Below are 24,861 nucleotides of genomic sequence, written 5' to 3' on the forward strand. Positions count from 1 at the left end.
CGGTGGTGCACCACGAGGACGGTTCGGTCCTGACGCCGGGCCGCTGGCCCTGGCCGAAGGACACGCTGGCCTTCGGGTGGCTGGACCCGAGGCACCCCTTCCGGGAGGGCCCGTGCCCGTCGGAGGTGAGGCGCGGGCTCGAGGAGGCCGCCCGCAGCCCCATCGATCGCACCCGGGGCTTCCACACCTGCGCCTTCTGCCCCCGCCCGGCGCCCGAGGAGGTCGGCCCGTGGTCGCCCGATTTCCACCCCACCGAGTACGCGGCGCAGCGGGGAGACACGCTCCACCTCGGCAGTGCCAGCATCGAGGTGATGGCGGGCGGGCGACGCTGGGTGGCGCCGAACCTGGTGCTGCACTACGTCTCCGAGCACGGCTATCTTCCGCCTGCCGAGGTCGTCGCAGCCCTGGGGGAACCGGGAAGACGGCCATGAACGATGTGATCTTGCAGGATGCCTTCGACGTAGCCCGGCGCCACCTGGCCGATGCGGTCCAGCCCGTCCACCGCCACGAGATCGTGATCGCCTCGTGCACCGAGTACCCGACCGCGTGGGTCTTCGGCTACAACACGCGCGCGTCCCTGACCGGCGATTTCACGGCCGGTCCGTCGAGCAGCAACTCCCGCCGCAGGCTTGACCCGCGCGGCAGGATGGGCCGCATGAGTCGACGACGCCCCGAGCCCCGTTCCACGACCTGCAGCACTTCATCGCGTACCCGCGCGTGAACGGGCTGGCGCTGAGTCCCGACGGGCGGCGGCTGGCCACGATCGTGGCGACCCTGGACGCGAAGAAGACCCGCTATGCGAACGCGGTCTGGGAGCACGACCCGGCCGGCGAGGCGCCCGCGCGCCGGATCACCCGCTCGGCGAAGGGCGAGTCGGGTGCGGCCTACGACGCCGCGGGCAACCTGTACTTCATCTCGGCCCGGCCCGACCCGGACGCCGACGGCGACGACCCGGTCGCCGCCCTGTGGATGGTCCCGGCGGCGGGCGGCGAGGCCCGGCTGGTGGTCTCACGCCCGGGCGGCATCTCCTCGGTGCACACCGGCCGCGACGGCGGCGTGTTCGTGGTGGCCCCGTTGATGCCGGTGGCCGAGCACGCCGACGACCCCGAGAAGGCCGACGCCGAGGCGCGCAAGCAGCGCAAGGAGAAGAAGGTCGCCGCGATCCTGCACACCGACGCGGCCGTGCGCTACTGGGACGCCGACCTGGGCCCCGACGCCCCCCACCTGTTCGCGGTCGAGGACGCCCCCGCCACCGAACCCGAGCCCACGGACGCCGAGAAGGCGGAGCAGGGAGACGCGTCCGACGCCGCGGCCGCACCCGACCCGGACCTGCCGGGCACCGTCGACGCGGCGCCGCGCCAGCGGCTGCGCCTGCTCACCCGGGGGCTGGGCGCCCACCTGAGCACCCACGGCCTGCACGTGGCCCCCGACGGGTCGTTCGTGCTGGCGGGCCGCACGATCCCCGTGGCCCTGGGGGATCGGCTGACGGCGATCGTCAAGGTCGACTTGGCGTCCGGCACGACGACGGACCTGGTCGAGGGCGTCACCGGCACCGACTACGGCCCCGGCCCGGTCAGCCCCGACGGCACCCGCGCGCTGGTGGTGTACGGCCGCACCGGCACCGCCACCACGGCCCCGAGCCGCGAGCTGGGCCTGCTCGACATCGCCTCGGGCATCGTCAGCCCGATCGCCGACGCGTTCGACCAGTGGGCGAGCCCGATCGCCTGGGACCCCGCCGGCGACGCCGTGCTGCTGCAGGCCGACCAGGACGGCCGCGGGCCGCTGTTCCGGCTCGACGTCGCCTCGGGTGAGGCCATCCAGCTCACCCACGACGACGCCGCCTACTCCGCCGCGACCGTCGCCCCGGACGGCACCGTGTACGGCGCCCGCTCGAGCTACGCCTACCCGGGCGAGGTCGTCCGCATCGACGGCGACTCCGTCACCCGTCTGCCCAACCCGGTCGAGCGCCCCGAGCTGCCCGGCACGCTGGTCGAGGTCGAGACGACCTCAGCCGACGGCGTCCGGATTCGTGGGTGGCTGGCGCTGCCCCACGGCGCGTCGCCCGAGAAGCCGGCACCGCTGCTGCTGTGGATCCACGGCGGCCCGCTCAGCTCGTGGAACGCCTGGTCCTGGCGCTGGACGCCGTGGGCGATGGTCGCTCAGGGCTACGCCGTCCTGCTGCCCGACCCGGCGCTGAGCACGGGGTACGGACAGGACTTCATCCAGCGCGGCTGGGGCTCCTGGGGCGACGCGCCCTACACCGACCTCATGGCGATCACCGACGCGGTCGAGGCCCGCGACGACATCGACGGCGACAGGACCATCGCGATGGGCGGCAGCTTCGGCGGCTACATGGCCAACTGGATCGCCGGCCACACCGACCGGTTCGCCGCCATCGTCACCCACGCCAGTCTGTGGGCGCTCGACCAGTTCGGCCCCACCACCGACGCCCCCTACTACTGGGCGCGCGAGATGGGCGGGCTGATGGACGGCCACTCACCGCACGAGAGCGTCGGCGAGATCCGCACCCCGATGCTCGTCATCCACGGCGACAAGGACTATCGCGTCCCGATCGGCGAGGGCCTGCGCCTGTGGTGGGAGCTGCTCAGCAAGTCGGGGCTCCCGGCCGACGAGAAGGGCCAGAGCCCGCACCGGTTCCTGTACTTCCCCGACGAGAACCACTGGATCCTCCAGCCCCAGCACGCGCTGGTCTGGTACGAGGTCGTGCTCGGGTTCATCGGCGAGCACGTCCACGGCCGGACGCCCACGCTGCCGGCCACGCTGGGGCTCAGGGACGCAGCAACGCCTTGATGGCCCGGCGCTCGTCCATGGCGCGGTAGCCCTCGGCGGCGTCCTCGAGCCCCAGGGTGAGGTCGAAGACCAGGCCGGGGTTGATCCGCCCCGACCACACCCGCTCCATCAGGTCGGGCAGGTAGGTGCGGACGGTCGCCATGCCGCCGCGGACGCCCACGTTGCGGGAGAACATCCGCCCGATCGGCAGCTCGACCCCGTGCGGGACGCCGACGAAGCCGACCATCGCCCCGGGCCGGGCACAGGCGATCGCCTGGTTCATGGCGTCGCCCGTGCCGACGCACTCCAGCACGGCGTCCGCGCCGACGCCGGCGGTGAGCTCCCTGATGCGGGCCACGCCCTCATCCCCTCGCTCCTCGACGATGTCGGTGGCGCCGAATCGGCGGGCCACCTCCTGACGCGAGGCGTGCCGGCTCATCGCGATCACGCGGTCGGCGCCGAGCTGGGAGGCCGCGAGCACGCCGCACAGCCCGACGGCCCCGTCGCCGACGACGACAGCGGTCCCGCCCGGGCGGACGCCCGCCATCACGGCCGCGTGCCAGCCGGTCGCCATGACGTCGCTGAGCGTCAGCAGCGAGGGCACCAAGGCCTCGTCCGGCTGCCCCGGGGTGGCGACCAAGGTGCCGTCCGCGAGCGGGACGCGGAGCAGCTCGGCCTGGCAACCGTCGTACCACTGGTGCTGCACGCAGCCGTTGGGGAACCCGGCCCGGCAGTGGGCGCACGCGTTGCACGAGGCGTAGAAGCCGCCCACGACAAAGTCGCCGACGCTGATGTCGCGCACGTCCTCCCCGACGGCTTCGACGACTCCGCAGTACTCGTGCCCCATCGGCTGGGGGTCGGTCGGGTCGTTGATGCCGCGGTAGCCCCACAGGTCCGAGCCGCACACGCAGGTGGCGGTCAGCCGGACAATTGCGTCCGTCGGCTGCTGGATGGTCGGGTCCGGACGGTCTTCGACCCGGACGTCGCCGGGCCCGTACATGATCACTCCGCGCATGCACCCAGCCTAGGGTGTCGTCATGGCGTCCGTCCTCCTGCCGCACCCGCTCACCGGGCGGCCGTTCGCTTCCCCCGTCGCTCCGGGCACGGGCTGGCCGGGCGACACCGCCGACGCGGGCACCCCGGTCGCCACCACGCCGGACGCCGTCGCCCGGCTCGCCGCCACCGCGTCTCGCGCCGAGCTGGACGCCGCCGTCACCCTCTGCCGCGCGTGCCCCCGCCTCGTGGGCTGGCGCGAGGACGTCGCCACGACCAAGCGGGCCGCCTTCGCCGACCAGCCGTACTGGGGGCGTCCGGTGGCCAGCTTCGGCGACCCGGACGCCACCGCGCTGGTCGTCGGGTTGGCCCCCGCCGCGCACGGCGCCAACCGGACGGGGCGCATGTTCACCGGCGACCGCTCCGGCGACTGGCTGTACTCCGCCCTGCACCGGGCCGGGCTCGCCTCCCAGCCATACGCGACCCTCTCTGGCGACGGGCTGGAATTGACCGGGCTGCGGATCATCGCGCCCGTGCACTGCGCCCCGCCCGACAACAAGCCGACGACGCCCGAGAAGGCCACCTGCGCCCACTGGCTCGACCGCGACTTGCAGCTCTCGGGGACCACGGTCCGGGCGGTCATGGCGCTGGGCTCCATCGCGTGGGATGCCGTGCTCGGCTCGGCCCGCCGCCTGGCGTGGGGGGTGCCGCGTCCGAAACCCCGCTTCGGGCACGGCGCCGAGGCCACCCTGACAAGGCCGGACGGTGCTCCCGTCCGGCTGGTCGGCTGCTACCACGTGAGCCAGCAGAACACCTTCACCGGCCGCCTCACCGAGCCCATGCTGGACGCCGCGATCGGCCGCCTGAAGGCCTGAGGTCGGACGCGGCAGTGCGGTACCTCAGCGCCCCCACGGCAGGACCACTCACGATCCCCTCGTTGAATGCGGGGAGGTCGTCGGGGTTCCGGCTGGTCAGGAGGTTTCCGTCACGGACGAACTCCTCGTCGACCCAGTCCGCGCCTGCATTCTTGAGGTCCGTTGAAATCGCGCCCGTCGACGTCATGCGCCGGCCGCGCACGGCGTCGATCTCGACGAGGACCCACGCGCCGTGGCAGATGGGGGCGACTGGCTTTCCTGCCTCCATGAACGAGCGGACGAGGGGCACTCCACCTCCGGCCACCAAGTCAACGCAGCCGCGTGATGCCTGGTCACGACGAGGTCGTCGCCGTACGCGCGGACCGCCTGCAACTTGCCGTCGAGGGTCTCCCCCGCCCCCACTTTGCCCTAGACGCCCGGCAGCAGCCGCTCCACCTGTCCCACGCCTTCCGCGTCCGGTCAACCCTCCTCGCGCCGTTGCCGCGCTCGCCGGGCGGCGCGGTGGGCCGCGACAGGACGCAGCAGCCAGCCCAGCAGCGCCGCGAAGGCACCCGCGGCCATGACGCGGAGCCCCACCATGTCCAGGGCCAGGCTCGCCCAGGCCATCGCCACGATGAGGCTGATCGACGTGATGAGGATGATGGCCAGCGGCAGGCCGGTGTACGCCGGGGGCTGCTCGCGCCGCTCCCGTTCCAGACGGGTGAGGCACTCGACCTCATACGGCGGAAGCGACCGCGAGGCCAACAACTCCTCCAGCCAGGCCACCTGCTCCCCGATGGGGGGACGAGCCATGCCCAGCACCTCCCCCGTGCGGCACGCCTCCCAGACGCCGGCGTCCACGAACACGGGCATGCCGGGAGCCCCGAGCGTGACCCCCCACGACAGGCGGTGCGACCAGATGCGCACCTCACCGATGTGCGTGCGGGCGCCGTACAGGCGGTCGCCCCAGCCGGGTGAGGTCATCTCCACCGGGTACCAGGCGTACCCGCGCTCGACCACCGCGCGGGCCAGGCGCTGCACCGGCTCGGGGGCACGGGACACACCTTCGGGGACGCCCGTGGTCATCCCGCACTCCCGGCCGGGACGAGCAGGCGGCCCTGGGGCCCGGTGACCGAGGTGAGCCAGCCGAGGTCTCCCCAGGTGAACTCGATGCGCCCGTCGGGCCCGACCTCGCTGGTGCGGCGTCCGGCCCGGTCGTAGGTGTAGTGCGCGGCCACCCCGTCCGTCTCGCGCGTCGCCAGCTGCCCCGACGGCCCGTACGTGTGGGTGGTCGTCCGGCCCGCCGCGGTCTCGGCGACCAGGCGCCCCGCGGCGTCCCACGACCAGGTGTGCACGACATCGCCGCTGCGGGCGGCGACGAGCTGTCCTGCCGCGTCGTGGGTGCCCTCGGTGCGGACGCCGTCGCGCACGACCGCCGCCACCCGGCCGTCCTCGTCGCGTTCGACCGTGGTGCCGACCTCGGCGCCCGTCGCGGTGCCGGTGTGCGAGACGACCAGGTTGCCCGTGTAGGCCCACTGCTGGGTACCGGCGGAGCCGGTCGCGGCGAGGACCCGCCCGGCGGCGTCCCGGCTGAACTCGAGGCGACCCGCGCCGTCCGCCTCGACCCAGGCCATCCGGCCCGCGGCGCCGACCATCTCGGCGGCGTCACCGCTGAGGGAGGCGGCGGTCGCGTCGAGCTTGGTGGCCACGGTCTCCAGCGCGTCGCCGACACGGGCGAGGTCGCCGGCGGTATCGGTGGAGGCCGGCTCGTCAGGCAGCGGCTCCGGCAGAGGCACCAGCGCCACGACGCCGACGGCGTAACCCCCGCTGACCCCCACGCCCGTCAGCAGCGCGGCGATGGTGTGCACGCCGGTCGTCTCAGCGGTGTTGGTCATCTTCCCGACTATAGCCACCGGTCGTCACCCGCAAGCCGTGTCTTCGTCACTCGCGTTCGCCACGCCCGTCAACGAGCGATACTGGTTGCGTGAGTACCGCCTACTCGATCCGGACCGACCGCCTGATCCTGCGCCCCCTGCACGAGGCGGATGTCGACGTCGTCGTGGCGTACCGGAATCACCCCGACGTCAGCACTCTGCAGGATTGGGAGCTTCCGGTCACGCGGGATCGCGTTGAGCGGCAGGTAGCCGAGACGTGGATGGACCTTGAAGCGCAGGGCGATGTGCTGGTGTTCAGCGGCATCCTCGAGCAACTGGACCAGCGGCCCGCGCCGGCGAGGCCCAACCGCCTGACCGCGCGGGAGCACGAGGTGTTGGAGTTGCTGCGCGAAGGTCTGCCGGACAAGCAGATCGCCACTCGGCTGCAGATCTCGGTGAAGACCGTGGAGAAGCACGTGGGTTCGGTGCTGCGCAAGAACGGCGTGCACAGCCGAACCGAGCTTCTGGTGCAGGCCTGACCCCACCAAGACCCCCATAAACCGGGTGGTCCTCCAGAAGATCGCGGAGAGCGGTCTGCGCATCGGAGCCGACGAGGGCGAATGTGGTGGTGAGATAGTCAATAAGTACGCCGCGCAGCCGCATGGCCTCGCGACCGGGAAGTAGCTCACTCACTTGGCTGTCCTCCCCGGAGCGAGTCGCCCCCGCGGCGCCGACCTACCTCGGATCCCTCGTCGATAGCATCACGACTGGGACTGACACCACAGTAGCGTCCGTCCTTGCACAACGTCGCCGTCCACATCGGCTATGGCCTTCCAAGCCGGGCAGCCTCGCTGTGCTCGACCCGGCTCGCTGACCTGATCTGCATCGAGCCACTACACCGCCACAAGCGTCGGGCCTAGCCAGGTGTCCACCAGCTCGTCGACGACGGCGTCCTCCTGCGGGGAGGCGTCGATGAGGCGGTTGTCGGGCTCGAGGCGCTCGGCCCAGTCGGCGCCCACCTCCTCGGCCACCTCGGCGCTGTGGCGGTGTCGTCGGATGGTGAGCTGGTCGACGCGCTTGGCGTCCAGGTCGCCGTCGGCCTTGACTGCGGTGGGGTCGAGGAGACGCACCAGCTCGGCGAACGATTCACGTGATCCGTTGTGCGGGGTGGCGGACGCGAGGATGAGGGCGTCGGCCTGCGGCGCGAGGATGCTGGCCAGGCGGTTGTTGAGGGTGGCGGTGTTGGTGACGTTGTGCGACTCGTCGATGACGACGGCGTCCCAGTGGTGGCGGCGCAGATCGTGGACGAAGCGCTCCTGCTTCAGCGTGTCGATGGAGATGATGACGCGGCGGAAGTAGGAGAACGGATTGCGGTTGGCGGGCAGCTTCTGCTTGACGCGGGCCACACCTTGGGAGTCGAGGCGCACGAACGGGATGGCGAAGCGGCTCCACATCTCGTGCTGCATCTGCTCCAGCACGTGTCGCGGGGTGACCACCAGGATCCGCTCCCCGCGGCCGCGGCGGATGAGCTCGGAGAGGATCATGCCGATCTCGAGCGTCTTGCCGAGGCCGACGGCGTCGGCGAGCAGAATGCGGGGCCGCAGCGTCGCGGGGTCGAGGGCCTTCGCGACGGCCTTGTGCTGGTAGCCGAGCTGGCGGGCGAGCATGCGGGGCGAGACGGTGAGCGAATCGTCGCTGAGGGGGACGGCGGTCTTGCGGAGCGTGGACTCCACCCAGAGGCGGGAGCGGCGGTACTTGGGTGAGTCGTCGGCGCGGACTTCAGTGTCGCGGGGGTCGTTGAGCTTGATCCGGTCCAGCGAGGGTAGAAGACGGCGTCCTGGCCGCGGACCAGATCCGAGAGACCCTGGGCGTTGAGGACCGGTCCGTCGGACGACTCGTCCACCGAGGTGATCAGCCAGTCCTCGTCACGCACCACGACGACGTTGCCGGGTGCGAAGGTATCGGTGCTACTCATCGTGTCGCAGCCTATCGGCTGGGATGGTCACGCTGCGTGAGGGCGATCAGAGTGTGCAACACCCGAGCAGGCATGGCCGAGCCCCCACCCAGACTGTAGACCGAGTCCTAGCATTGCTATCAAGGAGGAAGCCATGAGCAGTCTGACGATCCGCCAGTTGAACGAACACACCCACGCCCGGTTGCGGGGTCGGGCGGCCAAGCATGGTCGATCGGTCGAGGCCGAGGTGCGCGCAATCCTAGATGCCGCCGTCGACCTTCCGGACGAGAACATCCTCCTCGCACTGCACACCGCCATCTCCGAGGTGGGGGGAGTCGAGCTGCAGGTGCCAGTCCGAGATGATCTTCCGCGCCCGGTCGACCTCTCGTGATCATCGCCGACACGGACGTCGTCTCCGAGTTCATGAAGGACACCCCCGAGGCGAGCGTCATGGCGTGGGCGCGGGACTTGGCGGCGTCGGACCTCACCATCAGTGTGGTGACCGTCGAGGAGATCGTTCGTGGCCTTGGACGGCTCCCTGCCGGTCGTCGACGCAAGGACCTCGAGGCCCGATGGAACACACTTGTCAGTGCCTTTGCCGATGCGATCGCCGTGTACGACGTGACGGCGGCGAGAGCCACGGCCCGCCTCCTTGTCGACGGCCTCACCCAAGGGCGCACGATGTCCCTGGCCGATGCGCAGATCGCCGGAATCTGCCTCGCTAACGGAGCCACCCTGGCCACGAGGAACGTCAAGGACTTCCCACATGTGTCGGATCTGACAGTTGTGAACCCCTTCGACGCCGATCATCTCTAGCGCGTCGGCCGCGGGTCCGCACTCCCTTCGCCTCGCGGCGCTGTGCTCTCAGGCTGAAGCGGAAGTGGGAACGTTCGACAACGGTGGGCGGGTCGAACTGGCACTCAGGAGTTGTGCCAGCGCAGCGGAACGCCCGCACGCCGGTCCCCCGCAGCCGCCCAGGCGCCGGGCGCAAGGATGACCGCCACCATAAAGGCGATGCCGCTGACCGCCTGCAGTGGGACCGCCCACGGCGAGTGGTCGCCGCCACTGATGAGGTATGTGTCGGCCAGCGCCATCCCCGGTCCGAAGCTGGCAACGGTATGGCCGAGCTCACCCAGCGCCAGCAGCGCCAGGTACAGAACCAGGACCATCCGAGGCTCAGGTTCCGGCCGCGCCCAGGTGCGAGCCAGCAACGCGCTCGCGACGATGGGCCCCACCGTCAGGATGGTCACCACCGACGGCACACCCATGGACTCCCCCGCGGCCTCGACGTCGGCGTAGATTTGGGCGAGGTCGGCACCTGGCGCGGCCGCGAGCGGGTTGAGCACCAGAATCTGGAAGGCAGCGAACACCGCGTAGGCGAAGACCGCAACGGTGCCAGCAACGGCGACGGTCCGGGCCCTCCGACGGAGGCTCGCTCTCACCGATCGGCCCATATCCCAGTCTCCCCCGTTGTCCTCGATGTCATCGGCCGGAAGTATACGTTCGCGGCGCTGGACACCGGGGCGCCGGGCTCGCCGTCGGGCAAACACGACGGAGGGGGCACCAGACATCGTCTGGCACCCCCTCCCTCGGTGGGCCCTGGACTACTCGGAGGTGCAGGGCTTCCCGTCAACCCAGAACAGCCACGGCTCCGTTGCGCCGCCCTTGGCGGAGACCACGACCGACGGTGCACGTGAGGTGATGCTCACATCCACACCGTCCTGGGTCGAGGTGCCGCGGCTGACGTTGTTGATCCGTTGGTCGTCGCGCCACACGTACGAAAGCGTCCACTCAGGCGACGGAGAGGTCACGGTGACCTTCGCGGCGAACGCCTTGCCCTTGCCCTTGGCGTCCCACACCACGTGGCACTCCTGAGGCTTCAGCTCCGGGGAGGCGAACTCGATCAGCTCCCTGGCCTGCTCGACGAACCACTGCCCTGCGGGCGGGTCCTGCATACCGCGTTCCGGATCCAGCGGGCCCTCGGTGCCTCGGTAGCACTGGCCGTCGGACTCGCCCGGCACCTTGATCCACAGGAAGGCGTCCACGAGCGGGATGCCGGTCGTGGTCGTGGGACGGGCGCCGGCGCCGCGATCCGGCGGGTTGCACCAGTCCTCGTGGGTGCTGCCGTACTTGTTCTCGTGGTCCCACGGCCCGATGCCGTTGCGGCTCGTGTCGATCACGAAATGAGTCGACGGCTCCACGTTGCCCAGGATCAACGCGTAGCGCGAGTCGATGCCCGACGTGTTCAGCGCAGGGTCCGGGTTGTCGGCCGACCACTCGCCGTAGTTGGACATCGTGACGCCTTCCCAGTCAGTTGCCGGTCCGCCGTTCCAGTACTGGTCGCCGCAGTTGGCGAAGTCGCCCGGGGCCACCTCGGTGGCGTAGGCGATGCACGATGAGATCCACGTGCCGTAGGCCACCTGGTTGGCGGTGAACTGGTAGTTGGACGCGTTGAGGAAGAACCCCGTCGCGTTCTGCACCCCGGCCTTCACGAGCCGGTCGGAGATCTCGCGGACGTTGAGCCAGGCCGACGACGTCCCGTCGAGGTACACGTCGGTGCCCTCCAGCGCCTCGAACGCGTCGACGGCGTAGTTGAGCTGCTCGAAGCGATCAGACGTCGCCGTCGTCGCGTCGAGTTCCGTAGGCTGGCACCACTCGACCTGGCCGTCGAGCGTCGTGTAATGAGGGATGACGCCAAGGCCGTCGGGCTCAAGGAGCACCGTGGCAGGTCGGTCGCCGATCCCGGCCGCGAACCCGTCGATCCAGGCCGTGTAGGCCTCGGTGTCGAGCGCACCTCCCGACGAGTACTGGGCGCAGTCGCGGAACGGGAGGTTGTACGCGACGAGCACGGGCATCTCGCCACGCGCCTCGGCGGCGGTGACCACCTCGTCGACGGCGATCCGCACCTCCTCCGGAGTGCCCTTCGTGAACCAGTCGGCCGACGGGATGCTTCCGAGGAGTTGCGCGTCGGCGCGAGCCTGACCGCTCAGCTTCTGGGCCGCCTCGAGCGTGGTGCTGTAGGGGTTGAGGTAGAGGTCCGAGCCGGCGAGCCCGTCGGTGGGACCGGAGGCCTGGGCGGGCAGGGCCAGAAGCGTTGCTGCCAACCCGCTGAGCGCAAGCGCTCTCCATCGGGATGAGGATGAAACAGATGACATGTGACTCCCTTAGTCGTCATTGACTTCTGTGCAGTGAGCACAGACACGTGCGGGCCTGAGAGCGCTCTCACGCTCCGCACAAGGCCTAGCCTTCCGTGAGAGCGCTCTCGTGTCAAGGGCGAACGACAAACCGGTCGCACGCCACTGAACTGGCACGGGCTGTTTGACCCCCGGGCTTGACGTACGTTGGGTAGGCAAGGACTCCGGGTCGGTTCTCGATTTGCGCGTGAGGGGCTGAGGGTTGTCACTCGAGGTGCGGAGGCGGCGGCCTCGCACCTGATCTCAACGTGGTGGCGCTGTGTGGGCTGAACCGGAAGACCTACCTGCAGACAACGACGGACGGGTCCCCCTGAAGACTTCGGACGTGACGGTCACGGATCGACGTGCGGCTGGCGGAAACCCCACACGTCGCGCAACCACCGCGGCACGAACTCATCCAACGCCTTCTCCAACTCGCCGCCCGCCTCGTCGTCCACCACCCACCACGACGTGAGCACGTCGGTCCCCGGCGGGCAGTCGTCCTCCGGCGGATCGAGATAGACGCAGCCAAGCAGCCGATCCTCCCCCTCTGGCAGAACCGCGTAATTGAACGTCTCCTTCGCGGCGATCTCCGCCTCGTGTCGCGCCAGATCAGCTTGGTCCTCCTCCCGAGTCATTGTCGCCAGCGGCCACCCCCAGGCCTCGCCGTACTTCTCCCACAGCCGCTCCCGCGAGCCCATGACCGCGGGATAGTCGATGTCGATGTCCGACTCACGAATCGGACGCAGGTGATGCCCGGTGGGTAGGTCCACCCGGGACGGCGGTTCGACTTCGGCGGGAATCCACGTCATGCCATATTCTCCCCCGGTGCCCGTCTCCGCGCTGCGCACACACGCAGAACGCCCGAGGACATGTGCACCCCAGCCCCTGCGGCCACGCGGGGAGGTCGCCTCGTCTAACGCCGTTGTTGACCTGGTTAGGGTGTATCAGGTCTGATGGTTGACAATCCGGCGCCGGCGTTTGCTAAAGTAAACACTACCTTTGCAAATGCAAATTAATTCCGACGAGAGGAGCGAGTGAATGACTCGCCGCCACCTTCTGTCCGCCGCCGCGGCCCTCGCGCTCGCTGCCGCCAGCGTCGCGCCCGTTGCCGCCGATGAGTCGCTGGCCCCCGAGCAGACCAAGGTTGTGTTGGTGCTTGACGCGTCCGCATCGATGAACGAGCCCGATCCTTCCGGCGTCACCAAGCTCGAAGCCGCCAAGACCGCCCTCATCGGGGCGCTGGGATCGCTGCCTGAGGACGCCGACGTGGGTCTGCGCGTCTACGGGGCCACCGTCGACGGCCCCGGCCGGACCCCGGCGGAGTGCGCCGACTCTCAACTCGTCCACCCGATCGAACCCCTCGACGAGCAGGGCCTCACTGCCGCCATCCAGTCTTTCGATGCGGTCGGTGAGACCCCCATCGCCTACTCGCTATTGGAGGCGGCCAAGGATCTGGGCCCCGACGGTAAGCGACACATCATCCTCGTCTCCGACGGCGAGGAGCGCTGCGTCCCCGACCCGTGCGTCGCGATCCAGGACATCAGCGACGCCGGGATCGGGCTGCAGATCGACACCGTCGGCTTCGGCGTCGGTGATGCGGCGCGCGAACAGTTGAAGTGCATCGCCGAAGCGGGGGCCGGCACCTACTACGACGCTGCCGACGCCGGAACGTTGACCACCACACTGACCACCCTCTCCACCCGCACAGCGCGCCCGTTCACGGTGCAGGGCACCCCCGTCGAGGGCACACCCACGCCGGAAGCCGCCCCCCTCCTGGAGGTGGGGCAGTACGTGGACACCTCCGCCTCGTCCACCCAGGGCACGACGACCAAGTACTACCGCGTCCCACGCACCCAGCCCGGCTCCACGATCCGCGTGAGCATGATCGGCCGCCTGCCTACCGCCAAGGACGGGGTCAACCGAGGACGGTGGGATTGGCGCCTATCGACGCCCGACGGTATCGAGTGTTCGAGCCGCTGGGCCCTGGCAGACGACAGGCAACGACTGGGTGTGATCGCCACCGGCACCGTCGTCGCCGTGCAACTTGACCCGCGGGCTCAGCAGCCCACCAAGAGCGCGGAAGCCTGCGCCGAGGCCGAGGAGCTGATCTACGAGGTGACACGCGCCAAGGCCAAGACCGCGGCGACCACCGATGTCGAGATCCGGGTCACAGAAGAGGCCCCGGCCGCCGATGCCGCCTCACTTCCCGATGGCGTCTCGTCCGTGCCCACGAGCAACGCCGACCAGCTGACCTCCCCAGCCTCGGGGACGCCTGTGAACGTCGTTGGCGGTGCAAGCTTCAACGACGCCCTGGCCGTCGAGCCCGGTACCTACGTGACGGACATCGTCCCCGGCGAACTGGTGCTGTTCAAGACCCACGTCGGCTGGGGGCAGGAGGCGATCCTCGCAGTCGACGGACCGGACCCGACGTTCGCGCCGCTCCAGGGTCTGGGGCCCAACGACTGGATGAGCGTCGCCGGCAACGTCTATGCCCCCGACCTCAGCCAGATGGACTCCCTCGAAGCGCAGAACGCCGCGAGGTACCGCGTCATGGAGGGTGGTTTTGACCGCCAAGGCAGCCCCGACATTAACCAGGTTCCGCAGGTGAACTTCCGCAACCGGTGGGATTCGCCCCGCATGTACTTCTCGAACAGCGACGGCTTCGCGATGGCAGGCGACTACTACTTCGCCGTCGGCCTCGGGGAACTCCGCGATGAGAAGCTCCGCGGCGTTCCTGTACCGATCACCTTCTCCATCGCAGTCACCGGCGAGGTGCAGGGAGCGCCGGAGTATGTCGAGGCCGACGCTGAGCCACGTCCCTCCCCCACCGACGAGCCGACCCCCAGCTCGGAGCCCACGCCGGAGCCGACGGAGGCGGCCACGGCGACTGAGATCCCCGCCGATCCGACCGACGATGGCACCGACGAGCCTGCCGCAGAGGCAGAGCCCTCTGGCTCGGCGCTGCCGCTCATCGGCGGGGCGCTGCTCGTCGTCGGAGCCGTGGGCGCCGGGGTCTACGCCGTCATGCGCCGTCGTTAGAGCAGCAGCAGAAGGATCCCGACGATCATCAGGGCTCCGAAGGATCCGAAGACAACGAGATCACGGCTGTTCAGCCGACGGTCTGCCCCGTCTGCGTCCGATTCGGATTGGTGGAGCCGCTCCGCTTCGTCGGTGTGCTCCGGCGCGAAGTGGTCGAACACCTCCACCTCACCGGCAGCGCCGTCGTGCCAGGCGAGCTCCGGCGCCTCAAGCCGCGCGAGGGCGTCGGGAAGCGACATCCTCCGCTGGGGGTCAGGCTCGGTCAGCGCCACGAGGGTGTCCCACAGCGAGCTCGGCACACCGTTGGGGGCGGCCCCCCGTGCCACGTCCTGGGGCCGCACACCGGTCAGCAGGTGGAGACCGACGCTGCCCAACGAGTACGCGTCCGAGGCCGGGGCCGGATCCCCGAGAGCGGCCAACTCGGGCGCGAGATAGCCGGGGGTGCCCGTCACCAGACCGGTCTCGGTGAAGCGGGGGCCGTCGAGCTCGACGGCGATCCCGAAGTCCGACAGATAGGCGTGCGGCCGTCCCGCGCCGGTGGCGTCGAGGAGGATGTTGGCAGGTTTGACGTCGCGGTGGACCAGGCGCCCGTCGTGGACGGCGATCAGCGCGGAGGCGATCTGGCGCAGGATCTCGGCGACGAAGAGTGGTGGGAGGGCGCCGTAGTCGCCCACCAGGGTGGCCAGCGAGCCGCCGGCGACGATTGGCATCGTGAAGAGCACCCGATCGTCCTCACCCGCCCAGCCGAGGGGCATAAGGACGTGCGGGTGGTGGATCCGAAGGCTCTGCTCACGCACGAACCTCAGCAGCGACGTGCTGTGCGACTGGCGCAGGATCTTGGCGGCGACCACACGGTTCCGCTTGAGGTCCTCGACCCGCCATACGGTGCCCATACCCCCCTCGCCGATGGGCTCGAGGAGGAGATAGCGACCGGCGAACAGCTCAGCCATGGCTGGAGGGGCCAGCCGCCAGCCGCAGTAGGGCCGCCAGTTCTGGAGCCGTCGTCTGCTGCGCCAGCCGTTGCAATTCCTCCGACGGCGCGGCCGCGCGCAGGGCGTGGACTGCGCCGGCGTCGCGCATCGTCGACATGGTGGGTTGCTCGTCGTGGATCGCGGCCAGCCGTGCCTCCCTCTCCTCCGAGGAGAGTGCTGGGCCGACGGCCAGATCGGCCAGGGACTGAAGGCGTGCGAGCACCGCCGGATTACCGATCTTCACCCGTCGAGCGCTGACCAGCTGCGACAGCATCGGCGCGGAGAGCCCGATGACCTCGGCGAGGCGCCCCTGAGTGAGACCCAGTGCCGACGTGATGCGTCCGACGATGTCGGCAATCGGCTCGCCGTAGAGCTCTCGCTGCGTCTGGCGGTTGGCAGCCTCAGTCTCGGGGGTGCTCATCGAGCCTCCTCTACGTTTGTGGCACGGCCAGGAGCGCTTTCCGCTTCCCGAGAGGCCCGTGCGCTACACAATATCCCTGCGATCCTGCCATTCACTCAAGTTGCTGGTCACCACGCTGGCGAGCGCCGTGGCCCGGTTCTGGCCTGACACAGCCAGCAACGCCGTCGACCCAGGGTGGGTGCCCACCAGGATGGGCGGACCCTCAGCTCCGGACGACCTGCGCCTGGGACACCTCACACAGGAGTGGCTCGCCAAGCGCGATCTGCTCGCCCGTCTGGGGCCCCGTCACCGCCACTGTGGACGTAGGGTGACGGCCATGGAACTGCAGGACTTCCTCGCCCACGTCCACCGCCGGGAGTTCATCGAGAGCGGCTCCGAACTCCACCGGCTCATTATTTAAGGCCTCGCAGGAGGCGATGCGGATCACGGCGGAACTCAACTCCCGCTATCACTCTCCCGACGAGGTGCGCGCGCTCCTGTCGCGGCTGACCGGCCGCCCCGTCGATGAGTCGGTGACGGTGTTCCCGCCGCTCTACAGCGAGTTCGGCCGGAACCTCAAGCTGGGCAAACGCGTCTTCATCAACATGGGGTGCCGGTTCCAGGACACCGGCGGCATCACCATCGGCAACGACACCCTCATCGGGCATGGCTGCACCTTCACCACCCTCAACCACGCGATGGACCCAGACCGACGCGGCGACATGGTCCCGGCACCCATCGTCGTGGGCCGCAAGGTGTGGTTCGGCGCGAACGTAACGGTGCTCCCGGGGGTGACGATCGGCGACGGCGCGGTGATCGGTGCTGGCTCCGTCGTCACCCGGGATGTGGAGCCGGACGTGATTGTCGCGGGCGTCCCGGCCAGGCCCATCCGCCCCACCGGATTCCACAGCATCTCCGCTCCCTGAGGGCCCGCACCTGAGGCGCGTAAGTCGGCGGCCTCGGACCTGATGCTGCGCCATCGACGATCGGCCTGCGTCCATCGTCATCGAGGCCGTCATCAGCAGGTTGCCGCAGTCGCTCAGGATCGCCGGGTCGCCACCGACCGTGTGCCCGTCTACTCGTCGCTGGGCAGCGCCAGTGGCCCGGTGCACACGAGCGCACGGCCGGGGCTGTCCATGGTGATCTCGTCGTTGTATGCCGTGGGGCCGGGGGACGGCGCGACCTGGACGCACACCTCCACCTGGGTCGGGGCCGTGGTGAGCGGCTGCTCGTCATGGACCATCGCCTCGCTCACGTCGGGGAGGTCACCGCGCAGCGGGAGCGGCACGGACATCTCACCGTTCAGGTGCCCGCCCCGGTCGACCAGCGCGGCGGGGGCCCGCCAAGGCGCGTAGAGCAACGTGCCGGGGGTGGTGCTGAAAACCTGCTTCGACAGACGTGCCGCGTCGGGGGAGGCCTGCGAGACCCAGACCGACTCCGGCTCCCGCGGGGCAGTGCTGCTGCCGGACTGGTCGTGGCCCCGCTCGGTGAGGACCAGCAGCGGAGCCTCACCGTCGTTGGTGACGGTGTAGGACACCCGCAGCCCCCGCTCGTCGCGGGACACCGACGCCTCGATGCTGGCCCGGACGGACGCCGGCTCGGTGGTCACTGCAGACTCCTGCGTGGACGGGGTGGTCACGGTCGTGGGCTCGGAGGGGGAGGTACCCAGGCTCGTCCCACTGCAGGCCGACAGCGCCAGGCACAGCCCGGCGGCGGCGACCGACCACCCTCTCCTCATACGCCCGACCCTAACCGACCTCCACCGTCGATGTCGACGTCCGACGCACGGATAGGACGCAGGTGATGCCCCGTGGGCAGGTCCACCCGGGACGGAGGAAGGAATTCGTCAGGAATCCACGTCATGCCACATTGTGCCCCCTCCGGGGCATCGTCGCGGCGGCTAGGGTATACGGGGTTCGCGCGGCTGGTCCAGCCTTGACGTTTACTAAAGCAAACTCTATATTTGCATTTGCACACACATCCGACAGGAAGGGACGAGACGATGCCTCGCCTCCGACACCTCACCGCCGCCACCCCCGCGCTCGCTATCGCAGCCGCGGGTGCCCTCCCCAGTGTGGCCGACGAAACCGCGTTACCCGAGCAGACCAAGGTCGTCCTGGTGCTCGACGCTTCCGCGTCGATGAACGAGCCCGACCCTTCCGGAGTGACAAAGCTGGAGGCGGCCAAGACCGCCCTCATCGGGGCCCTGGGATCGCTGCCTGAGGACGCCGACGTGGGCCTGCGCGTCTACGGGGCCACCGTCGACGGCCCCGGCCGGACCCCGGCGGAGTGCGCCGACTCCCAGCTCGTCCACCCGATCGAGCCCCTCGACGAGCAGGGCCTCACTACGGCCATCCGGTCCTTCAACGCTGTCGGCGAGACCCCCATCGCCTTCGCGCTGCAGGAGGCCGCCACGGACCTCGGAACTGAGGGGAAGCGGCACATCATCCTCGTCTCCGACGGCGAGGAGCGCTGCGTGCCCGACCCGTGCGTCGCTGTGCAGGACATCATCGACGCCGGGATCGGGCTGCAGATCGACACCGTCGGCTTCGGCGTGGGCGGCGTGGCCCGCGAGCAGTTGACGTGCATCGCTGAGGCGGGCGGAGGAACGTACTACGACGCCGCGGACGCAGGGACGTTGACCACCACCTTGAGCACGCTTTCGACGCGCACGGCCCGCCCTTTCACCATCCAGGGAACCCCCGTTGAGGGCAGCCCCACCCCAGAGGGTGCGCCGCTCCTCGAGGTGGGGCAGTACGTCGACGTCGCCGCCTCGTCCACTCAGGGCATGACGACCAAGTACTACCGGGTCCCGCGCACGCAGCCCGGCTCCACCATCCGGGTGAGCATGGTGGGCCGCATGCCCGCCGCACCCGACGGGATGAACCGAGGACGGTGGGATTGGCGGCTCTCGACGCCGGACGGCCTCGAGTGCTCGAGCCGGTGGGCACTCGCCAGTGACACGCAGCGACAGGGAGTGATCGCCGCCGGGACCGTCATGGCCGTGCAACTGGATCCCCGCGCCCAGCAGCCCGATGCCCGCGCACAAGCCTGCGCCGAGGCCGACGAACTGGTCTACGAGGTGAAGCGTGGCAACGCCAGAACCGCGGTGACCACCGACGTGGAGATCCGGGTCATGGAGGAGGCTCCCGCAGCCGATGCCGAGTCGCTTCCCGACGGCGTCGCCTCGGTGCCGCGGGACAACTCCGACCAGTTGACCTCCCCGGCCTCGGGGGCGCCGGTGAGCGTCGTCGGCGGGGCCAGCTTCAACGATGCCTTGGCGATCGAGCCGGGCACCTACGTCACCGATTTGGTGCCGGGAGAAGTGGTCCTCTTCAAGACGCGTGTCGACTGGGGGCAGGAGGCCATCTTCGCGATCGACGGGCCGGACCCGGCGTTCGCACCGTTGCAGGGCTTGCACAGCCTGGACTGGCTGAACGTTCCCGGAAACGTCTACGCCCCCGACTTCAGCCAGATGGACTCCCAGGAACTGCTGCGCGCGGGGATGTACCGCATGGTCAACGGCCGGCTCGAGCTCACGAGCCGCCCCGACATCAACCAGGTTCCCCAGGTCAACTTCCGCAACCGGTGGGATTCGCCGCGGATGTACTTCCGGAACAGCAATGGCTTCTCGATGGCCGGTGACTACTACTTCGCCGTCGGCCTTGGCGAGCTCCGCGATGGAGAGCTCCGAGGCGTTCCGGTGCCGATCAGGTTCTCGATCGCGGTCACGGGGGACGTGCAAGGGGTCCCGGAGTACGCGGAGGCCGACGTCGAGCCGAGTCCCTCCCCTGCCGCGGAGCCGACGCCCAACCCCGAGCCGACACAAGAAACGACGGAGTCAGCCACGGCGACGGAAACCCCGTCCGAGGCGGGCGACGATGCCACCGAGGGGTCCACCACTGACGCAGAGCCCTCCGGTTCCGCGCTGCCGCTCGTGGGAGGAGCGCTGCTCGCCGTCGGCGCAGTGGGGGCCGGTGTCTACGCCGTCCTGCGTCGACGCTAGAGAAGCAGCAGGACGATTCCGAGGATCATCAGTAGCCCGAAGAAGCCGAAGACGAGGAGGTCCCGGGTGCTCAGGCGGCGGCCCGCCGCGTCCCCTGGTTCCGGCGCAAGCTGGGCACCCGCCCCCGGCTCGGCCGCAGGTTCGGGCACGAAGTGGTCGAACACCTCCACCTCCCCGGCGGCGTCGTCGTGCCAGGCGAGTTCCGGCGCGGCAAGCCGGGCGAGAGCGTCGGGCAACGTCAACCTGCGCTGAGGGTCAGGCTCGGTCAGCGCCACGAGGGTGTCCCACAGCGCGTCCGGTACACCGATGGGCGCGGACCCCTGGCGGGGCACGTCCTGGGGCCGCACCCCGGTCAGCAGGTGGAGACCGACGCTGCCCAACGAGTACGCGTCCGAGGCCGGGGCCGGATCCCCGAGAGCGGCCAACTCGGGCGCGAGATAGCCGGGGGTGCCCGTCACCAGGCCGGTCTCGGTGAAGCGGGGGCCGTCGAGCTCGACGGCGATCCCGAAGTCGGTGAGGTAGGCGTACGGGCGCCCAGCGCCGGTGGCGTCGAGGAGGATGTTGGCAGGTTTGACGTCGCGGTGGACCAGGCGCCCGTCGTGGACGGCGATCAGCGCGGAGGCGATCTGGCGCAGGATCTCGGCGACGAAGAGTGGTGGGAGGGCGCCGTAGTCGCCCACCAGGGTGGCCAGCGAGCCGCCGGCGACGATTGGCATCGTGAAGAGCACCCGATCGTCCTCACCCGCCCAGCCGAGGGGCATAAGGACGTGCGGGTGGTGGATCCGAAGGCTCTGCTCACGCACGAACCTCAGCAGCGACGTGCTGTGCGACTGGCGCAGGATCTTGGCGGCGACCACACGGTTCTGCTTGAGGTCCTCGACCCGCCATACGGTGCCCATACCCCCCTCGCCGATGGGCTCGAGGAGGAGATAGCGACCGGCGAACAGCTCAGCCATGGCTGGAGGGGCCAGCCGCCAGCCGCAGTAGGGCCGCCAGTTCTGGAGCCGTCGTCTGCTGCGCCAGCCGTTGCAATTCCTCCGACGGCGCGGCCGCGCGCAGGGCGTGGACTGCGCCGGCGTCGCGCATCGTCGACATGGTGGGTTGCTCGTCGTGGATCGCGGCCAGCCGTGCCTCCCTCTCCTCCAAGGAGAGGGCCGGGCCGACGGCCAGATCGGCCAGGGACTGAAGGCGTGCGAGCACCGCCGGATTACCGATCTTCACCCGGCGAGCGCTGACCAGCTGCGACAGCATCGGCGCGGAGAGCCCGATGACCTCGGCGAGGCGCCCCTGAGTGAGACCCAGTGCCGACGTGATGCGTCCGACGATGTCGGCAATCGGCTCGCCGTAGAGCTCTCGCTGCGTCTGGCGGTTGATGTTGTCGGGCGTCTCCGCGGCTGGGCTGGTGGCATTCACGCGTCGAGCGTATTCGACCTTGGATGCCGAAGCGCTGTATCACGCCAGGTCTCGGTCGTCCCGTCGGCGACGTCGTCGACGTTCGCTGTCAGCCGGCGCGACCTTTCGGCCGACCGTCGGGTCTGAGCGGTCCGAACAGGCGCTCTCGCTCGCTCAGTAACCAGTGCGGGGTAAGGAGCCGGGTGAGCCTAGCCGGACGGTTGAAGGCCAGCGACAGCATCGCAACCAGCAGCCCCGCCATGGCGACCAGCGCCAACCAGTGCACGGGCCCCAGACCTCGATCGGGGCTCTCGACGAGAACCATCACCGCGATCGGGAGGGCCAGCAGCGACAGCCAGAGCCCTCCGGCCAGGCGGTGACCCTCCGGGTCCAGAATCATTCTGAGGCGAAGGCGGGCCCATCGCCCGGCATAGGCCAGGATTCCGACGACGAAGAAGCCGACCATCCCGGCGCCCACCAACGCGGTAGCCGCAATCACGCCCCAGTCGATGTCACTGTCCACACCCAGTCCCTTCGGTCGTGGCACTCTTCACCTGCGAGCACCCCACCGTACCTGGGGTGCGGCCGACGCCCGGCGCGTCGGTTCTCACAGGGCGCGGGGCGAATACATGATGACCGCCACCCCGACCAGACAGATCAGCGCGCCGACGACGTCGTAGCGGTCCGGCCGGAAGCCGTCCATCACCATCCCCCACAGGAGCGAGCCCGCGACGAAGACCCCACCGTAGGCGGCGAGGATGCGGCCAAAGTTGGCGTCGGGCTGGAGCGTGGCGACGAACCCGTAGAGCCCCAGCGCCACCACTCCGCCGGCCACCCAGAGCAGGCCCCGGTGTTCGCGGACGCCCTGCCAGATGAGCCACGCGCCGCCGATTTCGGTCAGGGCAGCGGCCACGAACAAGATGATCGACTTCACCACGGTCATGCGCCCATGGTGTCAGCCATGGCCTCAGGCGCGGAAGCGGTCCACCACGCCGGGCGGAGGCGGGCTGAACGTGAAGATGCCCTCCACCGGCTCGCCGCGGCGCCAGGCGTCGACGGTCGACTTGCCCTTCCATAGGGCGAGGGCGAGCGCGACAGGCACCCCGAGGAGGAGCCACGGGCTGATGTCCCACTGGATCGACGGAATCGCCACCACGCCGGCCGCGCACGCGACGTAACCGATCCAGTCGGTCAGCCGGAGCCCGAACGCTCGAACGATGAGCACTCGCAGCACGAGCGCAAGCACAATAACGAGCGCCACCCCGAAGACGAGCTGAAGAATCTCCATGACACCGGGTCCCATCAGTAGTTTCGCCCGGTCACCAGGCTAACGCAGCTGTCCAGACTGGTGACCGAGGCGATGGTGCTGGCGCCGTACACGATGAAGTCTCGGGCCGCCTTGATTCGTCCGCCCCGCGCGATGATGATCTGGGTAGCTCTCGTCGATCCGTACTGCTGGTAAATTCCTGCGATCAAGCGCAGATTGAGCCCAAGGTTGCCGAGGCGCTGGTCGTTGTTGGAGCCAAGCTTCATCCAAGCCTGGTAGGCGCGGTTGAGGGCGGTGCCGGGCTTGGCTGCGCGAAGTAGCTTGAACAGCTTCACCGTGATCTGCGCGATCTTGGCTGCGACGACGACCGTGCCCGCCACGCTCGCGATGCATGCCGCGGCCTTGCGGAAGTACCACCAGAAGGTCGGGTCCGCGGTCACCGGGAACGCCGTCGTGGCGGTGACGTCGACCACTTGCGTCAGGGTCGCCCCGTCAAGCTCGTAGCGAGTCCCGACGGGCTCGCCGTTGGCGTCGACGGCCCAGGCCGGCGCGATGGTAGCTACGGCTCGCTCCTCCTCCACCGTGTAGGTCTTGAGGTCGGGCAGCGCAGACAGGGCGGCCTCCTGGGCAGCGGTCAGTTCGCCCGTGGTTTCGTCGAAGCTGTCGCCCAGGATCAGGCTCGCACGCCGCTCGAGGTCAGCCAGGCTCGCCTCGTCGATCCTCTCGATCTCCACTGGTGCCACGATGTCGATGGACCCGTCCTCCGTCTCAACCAGGTGACCGCCCTCGGGCAGCACCAGGTCAAACTCGATGGTTGACGGGGCCGTCTCGTCGGCGAGCACCGCCACTAGTTGCATGCCCGTCTCAGTGGCTCGCGCCACGACGTCGGTGCTGGGAGCGACCTCCTCCCACACCATGGCATCGTCGACGGCGCTTGCCTCGGAGGTGTCGCCACGCACCTCGATGCCGACGGCGGGCAGCTCAGCGTGCGTCGCTTCAGCGACCCCATCGCGGTTGAGCACGGTGGTGGTGCCGGCGGTCGTCGACACGCTCAGCCCCTCGTCGGTCTCCTGCATCGGCAGGGCCCCGACGGCCGAGGCGGCGTCCACCAGCGCAACGACATTGGCTGGTTCGTCATCGCGGACGACGTCGAGCGCCGCGTCGGTTATTCCGTGCTTGTCGGCGGAGATTCCCACGACGGGTGTCGTCGTTGCGCCGGACACCTCCACAACCAGCGGGCCGGGGGCCGTCTCCTCAGCATGGGCAGCCGTCACGCCACCCGAACAGAGCAGTCCGAGGACCACGCCTGCCACTACTACCCTGACAGCACCACGTGCGCCTACAACATCCACTATGTCAATCCCCCTTGTCGGACACCTCCCGACAGTCGGCCGAGGCGATGTGGCGCATACGCTATTGAGCGGTTGGATCACCCCAGCCGGAGATCCGGCAACGTCGGTACTTTGGTTGATTCTGACAATGACGAAAGTGAGGGGCCGCCCCATCGGGCAGCCCCTCACTTCTGTGTTTGCTAGCGTCAGCCGGCCGTCTTGGCGGGCAGCGTCTTCGGCTTGAACGACGGACGGCTCGCCTCATAGGTCGAGATGGCCTCGTCCTGCTGGAGGGTGAGCGAGATGTCGTCGAGCCCGTTGAGGAGGCGGTGCTTGGTGTAGTCGTCGATGTCGAAGCTCACCTGCAGGTCACCGCGCGTGATGGTCTGCGACTCGAGATCCACCGTCGTCTCGACGTTCGGGTCGGCCTCGATGGCCTGCCACAGCAGGTCGCGGTCGGCCTCGGAGACCAGCGCCACCAGCAGGCCGGCCTTGCCGGAGTTGGAGCGGAAGATATCGCCGAAGCGGGTGCCGATGACGGCCTTGAAGCCGTAGTTCTGCAGCGCCCACACGGCGTGCTCACGCGACGAGCCGGTGCCGAAGTCGGGGCCGGGGATCAGGATGGTGCCCTGCGTGAACGGCTCGCGGTTGAGCACGAACTCCGGGTCGTTGCGCCAAGCCGCGAACAGCCCGTCCTCGAACCCGGTGCGGGTGATCCGCTTGAGGTAGACCGCCGGGATGATCTGGTCGGTGTCGACGTTGGAGCGCTCGAGCGGGACGGCGATCCCGGTGTGACGGACGAAGGGTTCCATGG

The 24,861-nt window shown here is 69.6% G+C and carries 27 protein-coding genes and 2 pseudogenes; 11 read left to right on the forward strand and 18 right to left on the reverse strand.

Annotated features, from left to right (window positions below; genetic code table 11):
• Positions 1-2 precede the first annotated feature (2 nt).
• From RPIT_RS07690 to RPIT_RS07700, 3 genes are read left to right on the forward strand one after another with little or no spacing between them, the layout of a single operon-like run.
• Complete coding sequence (locus tag RPIT_RS07690) at positions 3-431, forward strand: DUF7919 family protein (protein ID WP_077342057.1); 429 nt, start codon at positions 3-5, stop codon at positions 429-431.
• Positions 428-721: a hypothetical protein gene (locus tag RPIT_RS07695; protein ID WP_077342058.1), complete on the forward strand. Its 294-nt coding sequence runs from the start codon at positions 428-430 to the stop codon at positions 719-721. The genes RPIT_RS07690 and RPIT_RS07695 overlap by 4 nt, the downstream gene beginning before the upstream one ends.
• Positions 718-2,811 carry a S9 family peptidase gene (locus RPIT_RS07700; protein WP_226996228.1) on the forward strand — a complete coding sequence of 698 codons (2,094 nt, stop codon included), beginning with the start codon at positions 718-720 and terminating at the stop codon, positions 2,809-2,811. Before RPIT_RS07695 ends, RPIT_RS07700 begins: the two co-directional genes overlap by 4 nt.
• Here RPIT_RS07700 and RPIT_RS07705 read toward each other — a convergent pair.
• On the reverse strand, positions 2,789-3,805 hold the full coding sequence (locus tag RPIT_RS07705; RefSeq protein WP_077342062.1) for a zinc-dependent alcohol dehydrogenase family protein: 1,017 nt from the start codon (positions 3,803-3,805) through the stop codon (positions 2,789-2,791). The genes RPIT_RS07700 and RPIT_RS07705 overlap by 23 nt on opposite strands.
• Before the next feature lie 22 nt (positions 3,806-3,827).
• Between RPIT_RS07705 and RPIT_RS07710 the strand changes: the two genes are divergently transcribed.
• Positions 3,828-4,658, forward strand: a complete 831-nt coding sequence (locus tag RPIT_RS07710) for a uracil-DNA glycosylase (protein WP_077342064.1) — start codon at positions 3,828-3,830, stop codon at positions 4,656-4,658.
• On the opposite strand, the gene RPIT_RS07715 is transcribed toward RPIT_RS07710, so the two are convergent.
• The 3 genes from RPIT_RS07715 to RPIT_RS07725 all read right to left on the reverse strand — a co-directional run bounded on the left by RPIT_RS07715 (position 4,612) and on the right by RPIT_RS07725 (position 6,532).
• Positions 4,612-4,926: a DJ-1/PfpI family protein gene (locus RPIT_RS07715; protein WP_077344262.1), complete on the reverse strand. Its 315-nt coding sequence runs from the start codon at positions 4,924-4,926 to the stop codon at positions 4,612-4,614. The genes RPIT_RS07710 and RPIT_RS07715 overlap by 47 nt on opposite strands.
• A gap of 191 nt (positions 4,927-5,117) precedes the next feature.
• Positions 5,118-5,723, reverse strand: coding sequence for a hypothetical protein (locus tag RPIT_RS07720; protein WP_093665132.1), 606 nt, complete (start codon positions 5,721-5,723; stop codon positions 5,118-5,120).
• On the reverse strand, positions 5,720-6,532 hold the full coding sequence (locus RPIT_RS07725) for a phosphoenolpyruvate-utilizing N-terminal domain-containing protein (protein ID WP_077342068.1): 813 nt from the start codon (positions 6,530-6,532) through the stop codon (positions 5,720-5,722). Before RPIT_RS07725 ends, RPIT_RS07720 begins: the two co-directional genes overlap by 4 nt.
• An 89-nt stretch (positions 6,533-6,621) precedes the next feature.
• Between RPIT_RS07725 and RPIT_RS15680 the strand changes: the two genes are divergently transcribed.
• A complete protein-coding gene (locus tag RPIT_RS15680) occupies positions 6,622-7,050 on the forward strand; it encodes a response regulator transcription factor (protein ID WP_077342070.1) in 429 nt (142 codons plus the stop codon).
• A 354-nt stretch (positions 7,051-7,404) separates the two neighbouring features.
• Here RPIT_RS15680 and RPIT_RS07735 read toward each other — a convergent pair.
• Positions 7,405-8,486, reverse strand: a pseudogene (locus RPIT_RS07735) (DEAD/DEAH box helicase).
• Between the two features lie 133 nt (positions 8,487-8,619).
• On the opposite strand from RPIT_RS07735, the gene RPIT_RS07740 reads away from it, so the two are divergent.
• A complete protein-coding gene (locus tag RPIT_RS07740; RefSeq protein WP_077342072.1) occupies positions 8,620-8,856 on the forward strand; it encodes a FitA-like ribbon-helix-helix domain-containing protein in 237 nt (78 codons plus the stop codon).
• On the forward strand, positions 8,853-9,281 hold the full coding sequence (locus RPIT_RS07745) for a type II toxin-antitoxin system VapC family toxin (protein ID WP_077342074.1): 429 nt from the start codon (positions 8,853-8,855) through the stop codon (positions 9,279-9,281). The genes RPIT_RS07740 and RPIT_RS07745 overlap by 4 nt, the downstream gene beginning before the upstream one ends.
• A 104-nt stretch (positions 9,282-9,385) precedes the next feature.
• Here the strand turns inward: RPIT_RS07745 and RPIT_RS07750 are convergent, their stop codons facing one another.
• From RPIT_RS07750 to RPIT_RS07760, 3 genes are all read right to left on the reverse strand, one after another.
• Entirely contained in the window at positions 9,386-9,907 is a 522-nt protein-coding gene (locus RPIT_RS07750; protein WP_143028294.1) for a hypothetical protein, read from the reverse strand.
• Between the two features lie 162 nt (positions 9,908-10,069).
• On the reverse strand, positions 10,070-11,569 hold the full coding sequence (locus tag RPIT_RS07755; protein ID WP_218121648.1) for a glycoside hydrolase family 6 protein: 1,500 nt from the start codon (positions 11,567-11,569) through the stop codon (positions 10,070-10,072).
• Positions 11,570-11,991: 422 nt separating this feature from the next.
• A complete protein-coding gene (locus tag RPIT_RS07760) occupies positions 11,992-12,450 on the reverse strand; it encodes a GNAT family N-acetyltransferase (RefSeq protein WP_077342078.1) in 459 nt (152 codons plus the stop codon).
• A gap of 229 nt (positions 12,451-12,679) precedes the next feature.
• On the opposite strand from RPIT_RS07760, the gene RPIT_RS07765 reads away from it, so the two are divergent.
• On the forward strand, positions 12,680-14,680 hold the full coding sequence (locus RPIT_RS07765) for a VWA domain-containing protein (protein ID WP_077342080.1): 2,001 nt from the start codon (positions 12,680-12,682) through the stop codon (positions 14,678-14,680).
• Here the strand turns inward: RPIT_RS07765 and RPIT_RS07770 are convergent.
• Entirely contained in the window at positions 14,677-15,630 is a 954-nt protein-coding gene (locus RPIT_RS07770; RefSeq protein WP_077342082.1) for a serine/threonine-protein kinase, read from the reverse strand. The two genes, RPIT_RS07765 and RPIT_RS07770, sit on opposite strands and share 4 nt — an antisense overlap.
• Complete coding sequence (locus RPIT_RS15425; RefSeq protein ID WP_077342084.1) at positions 15,623-16,072, reverse strand: helix-turn-helix domain-containing protein; 450 nt, start codon at positions 16,070-16,072, stop codon at positions 15,623-15,625. The genes RPIT_RS07770 and RPIT_RS15425 overlap by 8 nt, the downstream gene beginning before the upstream one ends.
• 100 nt (positions 16,073-16,172) lie before the next feature.
• On the opposite strand from RPIT_RS15425, the gene RPIT_RS15685 reads away from it, so the two are divergent.
• Entirely contained in the window at positions 16,173-16,472 is a 300-nt protein-coding gene (locus RPIT_RS15685; protein WP_218121649.1) for a Rossmann-fold NAD(P)-binding domain-containing protein, read from the forward strand.
• A 319-nt stretch (positions 16,473-16,791) separates the two neighbouring features.
• Positions 16,792-16,947, forward strand: a pseudogene (locus RPIT_RS16130) (DapH/DapD/GlmU-related protein); the annotation flags it as partial.
• 179 nt (positions 16,948-17,126) lie between these two features.
• Here RPIT_RS16130 and RPIT_RS07790 read toward each other — a convergent pair.
• On the reverse strand, positions 17,127-17,789 hold the full coding sequence (locus tag RPIT_RS07790; RefSeq protein ID WP_077342086.1) for a hypothetical protein: 663 nt from the start codon (positions 17,787-17,789) through the stop codon (positions 17,127-17,129).
• A 264-nt stretch (positions 17,790-18,053) separates the two neighbouring features.
• Here RPIT_RS07790 and RPIT_RS07795 point away from each other — a divergent pair, with 264 nt between their 5' ends.
• Positions 18,054-20,057, forward strand: coding sequence for a VWA domain-containing protein (locus tag RPIT_RS07795; RefSeq protein ID WP_077342088.1), 2,004 nt, complete (start codon positions 18,054-18,056; stop codon positions 20,055-20,057).
• Here the strand turns inward: RPIT_RS07795 and RPIT_RS07800 are convergent.
• The 7 genes from RPIT_RS07800 to leuD all read right to left on the reverse strand — a co-directional run bounded on the left by RPIT_RS07800 (position 20,054) and on the right by leuD (position 24,859).
• Complete coding sequence (locus tag RPIT_RS07800) at positions 20,054-21,013, reverse strand: serine/threonine-protein kinase (protein ID WP_077342090.1); 960 nt, start codon at positions 21,011-21,013, stop codon at positions 20,054-20,056. The genes RPIT_RS07795 and RPIT_RS07800 overlap by 4 nt on opposite strands.
• Positions 21,006-21,470 carry a helix-turn-helix domain-containing protein gene (locus tag RPIT_RS07805; RefSeq protein ID WP_077342092.1) on the reverse strand — a complete coding sequence of 155 codons (465 nt, stop codon included), beginning with the start codon at positions 21,468-21,470 and terminating at the stop codon, positions 21,006-21,008. The genes RPIT_RS07800 and RPIT_RS07805 overlap by 8 nt, the downstream gene beginning before the upstream one ends.
• A gap of 88 nt (positions 21,471-21,558) precedes the next feature.
• The gene (locus tag RPIT_RS07810; RefSeq protein ID WP_077342094.1) at positions 21,559-21,972 is read right to left on the reverse strand and encodes a hypothetical protein; all 414 of its coding nucleotides are present in this window, start codon (positions 21,970-21,972) and stop codon (positions 21,559-21,561) included.
• Between the two features lie 84 nt (positions 21,973-22,056).
• A complete protein-coding gene (locus tag RPIT_RS07815) occupies positions 22,057-22,392 on the reverse strand; it encodes a YnfA family protein (protein ID WP_077342096.1) in 336 nt (111 codons plus the stop codon).
• A 24-nt stretch (positions 22,393-22,416) separates the two neighbouring features.
• The gene (locus tag RPIT_RS07820; protein WP_143028295.1) at positions 22,417-22,737 is read right to left on the reverse strand and encodes a hypothetical protein; all 321 of its coding nucleotides are present in this window, start codon (positions 22,735-22,737) and stop codon (positions 22,417-22,419) included.
• A 14-nt stretch (positions 22,738-22,751) separates the two neighbouring features.
• Positions 22,752-24,029 carry a hypothetical protein gene (locus RPIT_RS07825; protein WP_077342100.1) on the reverse strand — a complete coding sequence of 426 codons (1,278 nt, stop codon included), beginning with the start codon at positions 24,027-24,029 and terminating at the stop codon, positions 22,752-22,754.
• A 224-nt stretch (positions 24,030-24,253) separates the two neighbouring features.
• Positions 24,254-24,859, reverse strand: coding sequence for a 3-isopropylmalate dehydratase small subunit (leuD, locus tag RPIT_RS07830; RefSeq protein ID WP_077342102.1), 606 nt, complete (start codon positions 24,857-24,859; stop codon positions 24,254-24,256).
• Positions 24,860-24,861: the final 2 nt, after the last annotated feature.

The organism is Tessaracoccus flavus, assembly GCF_001997295.1.
GTDB classification, from domain to species: domain Bacteria; phylum Actinomycetota; class Actinomycetes; order Propionibacteriales; family Propionibacteriaceae; genus Arachnia; species Arachnia flava.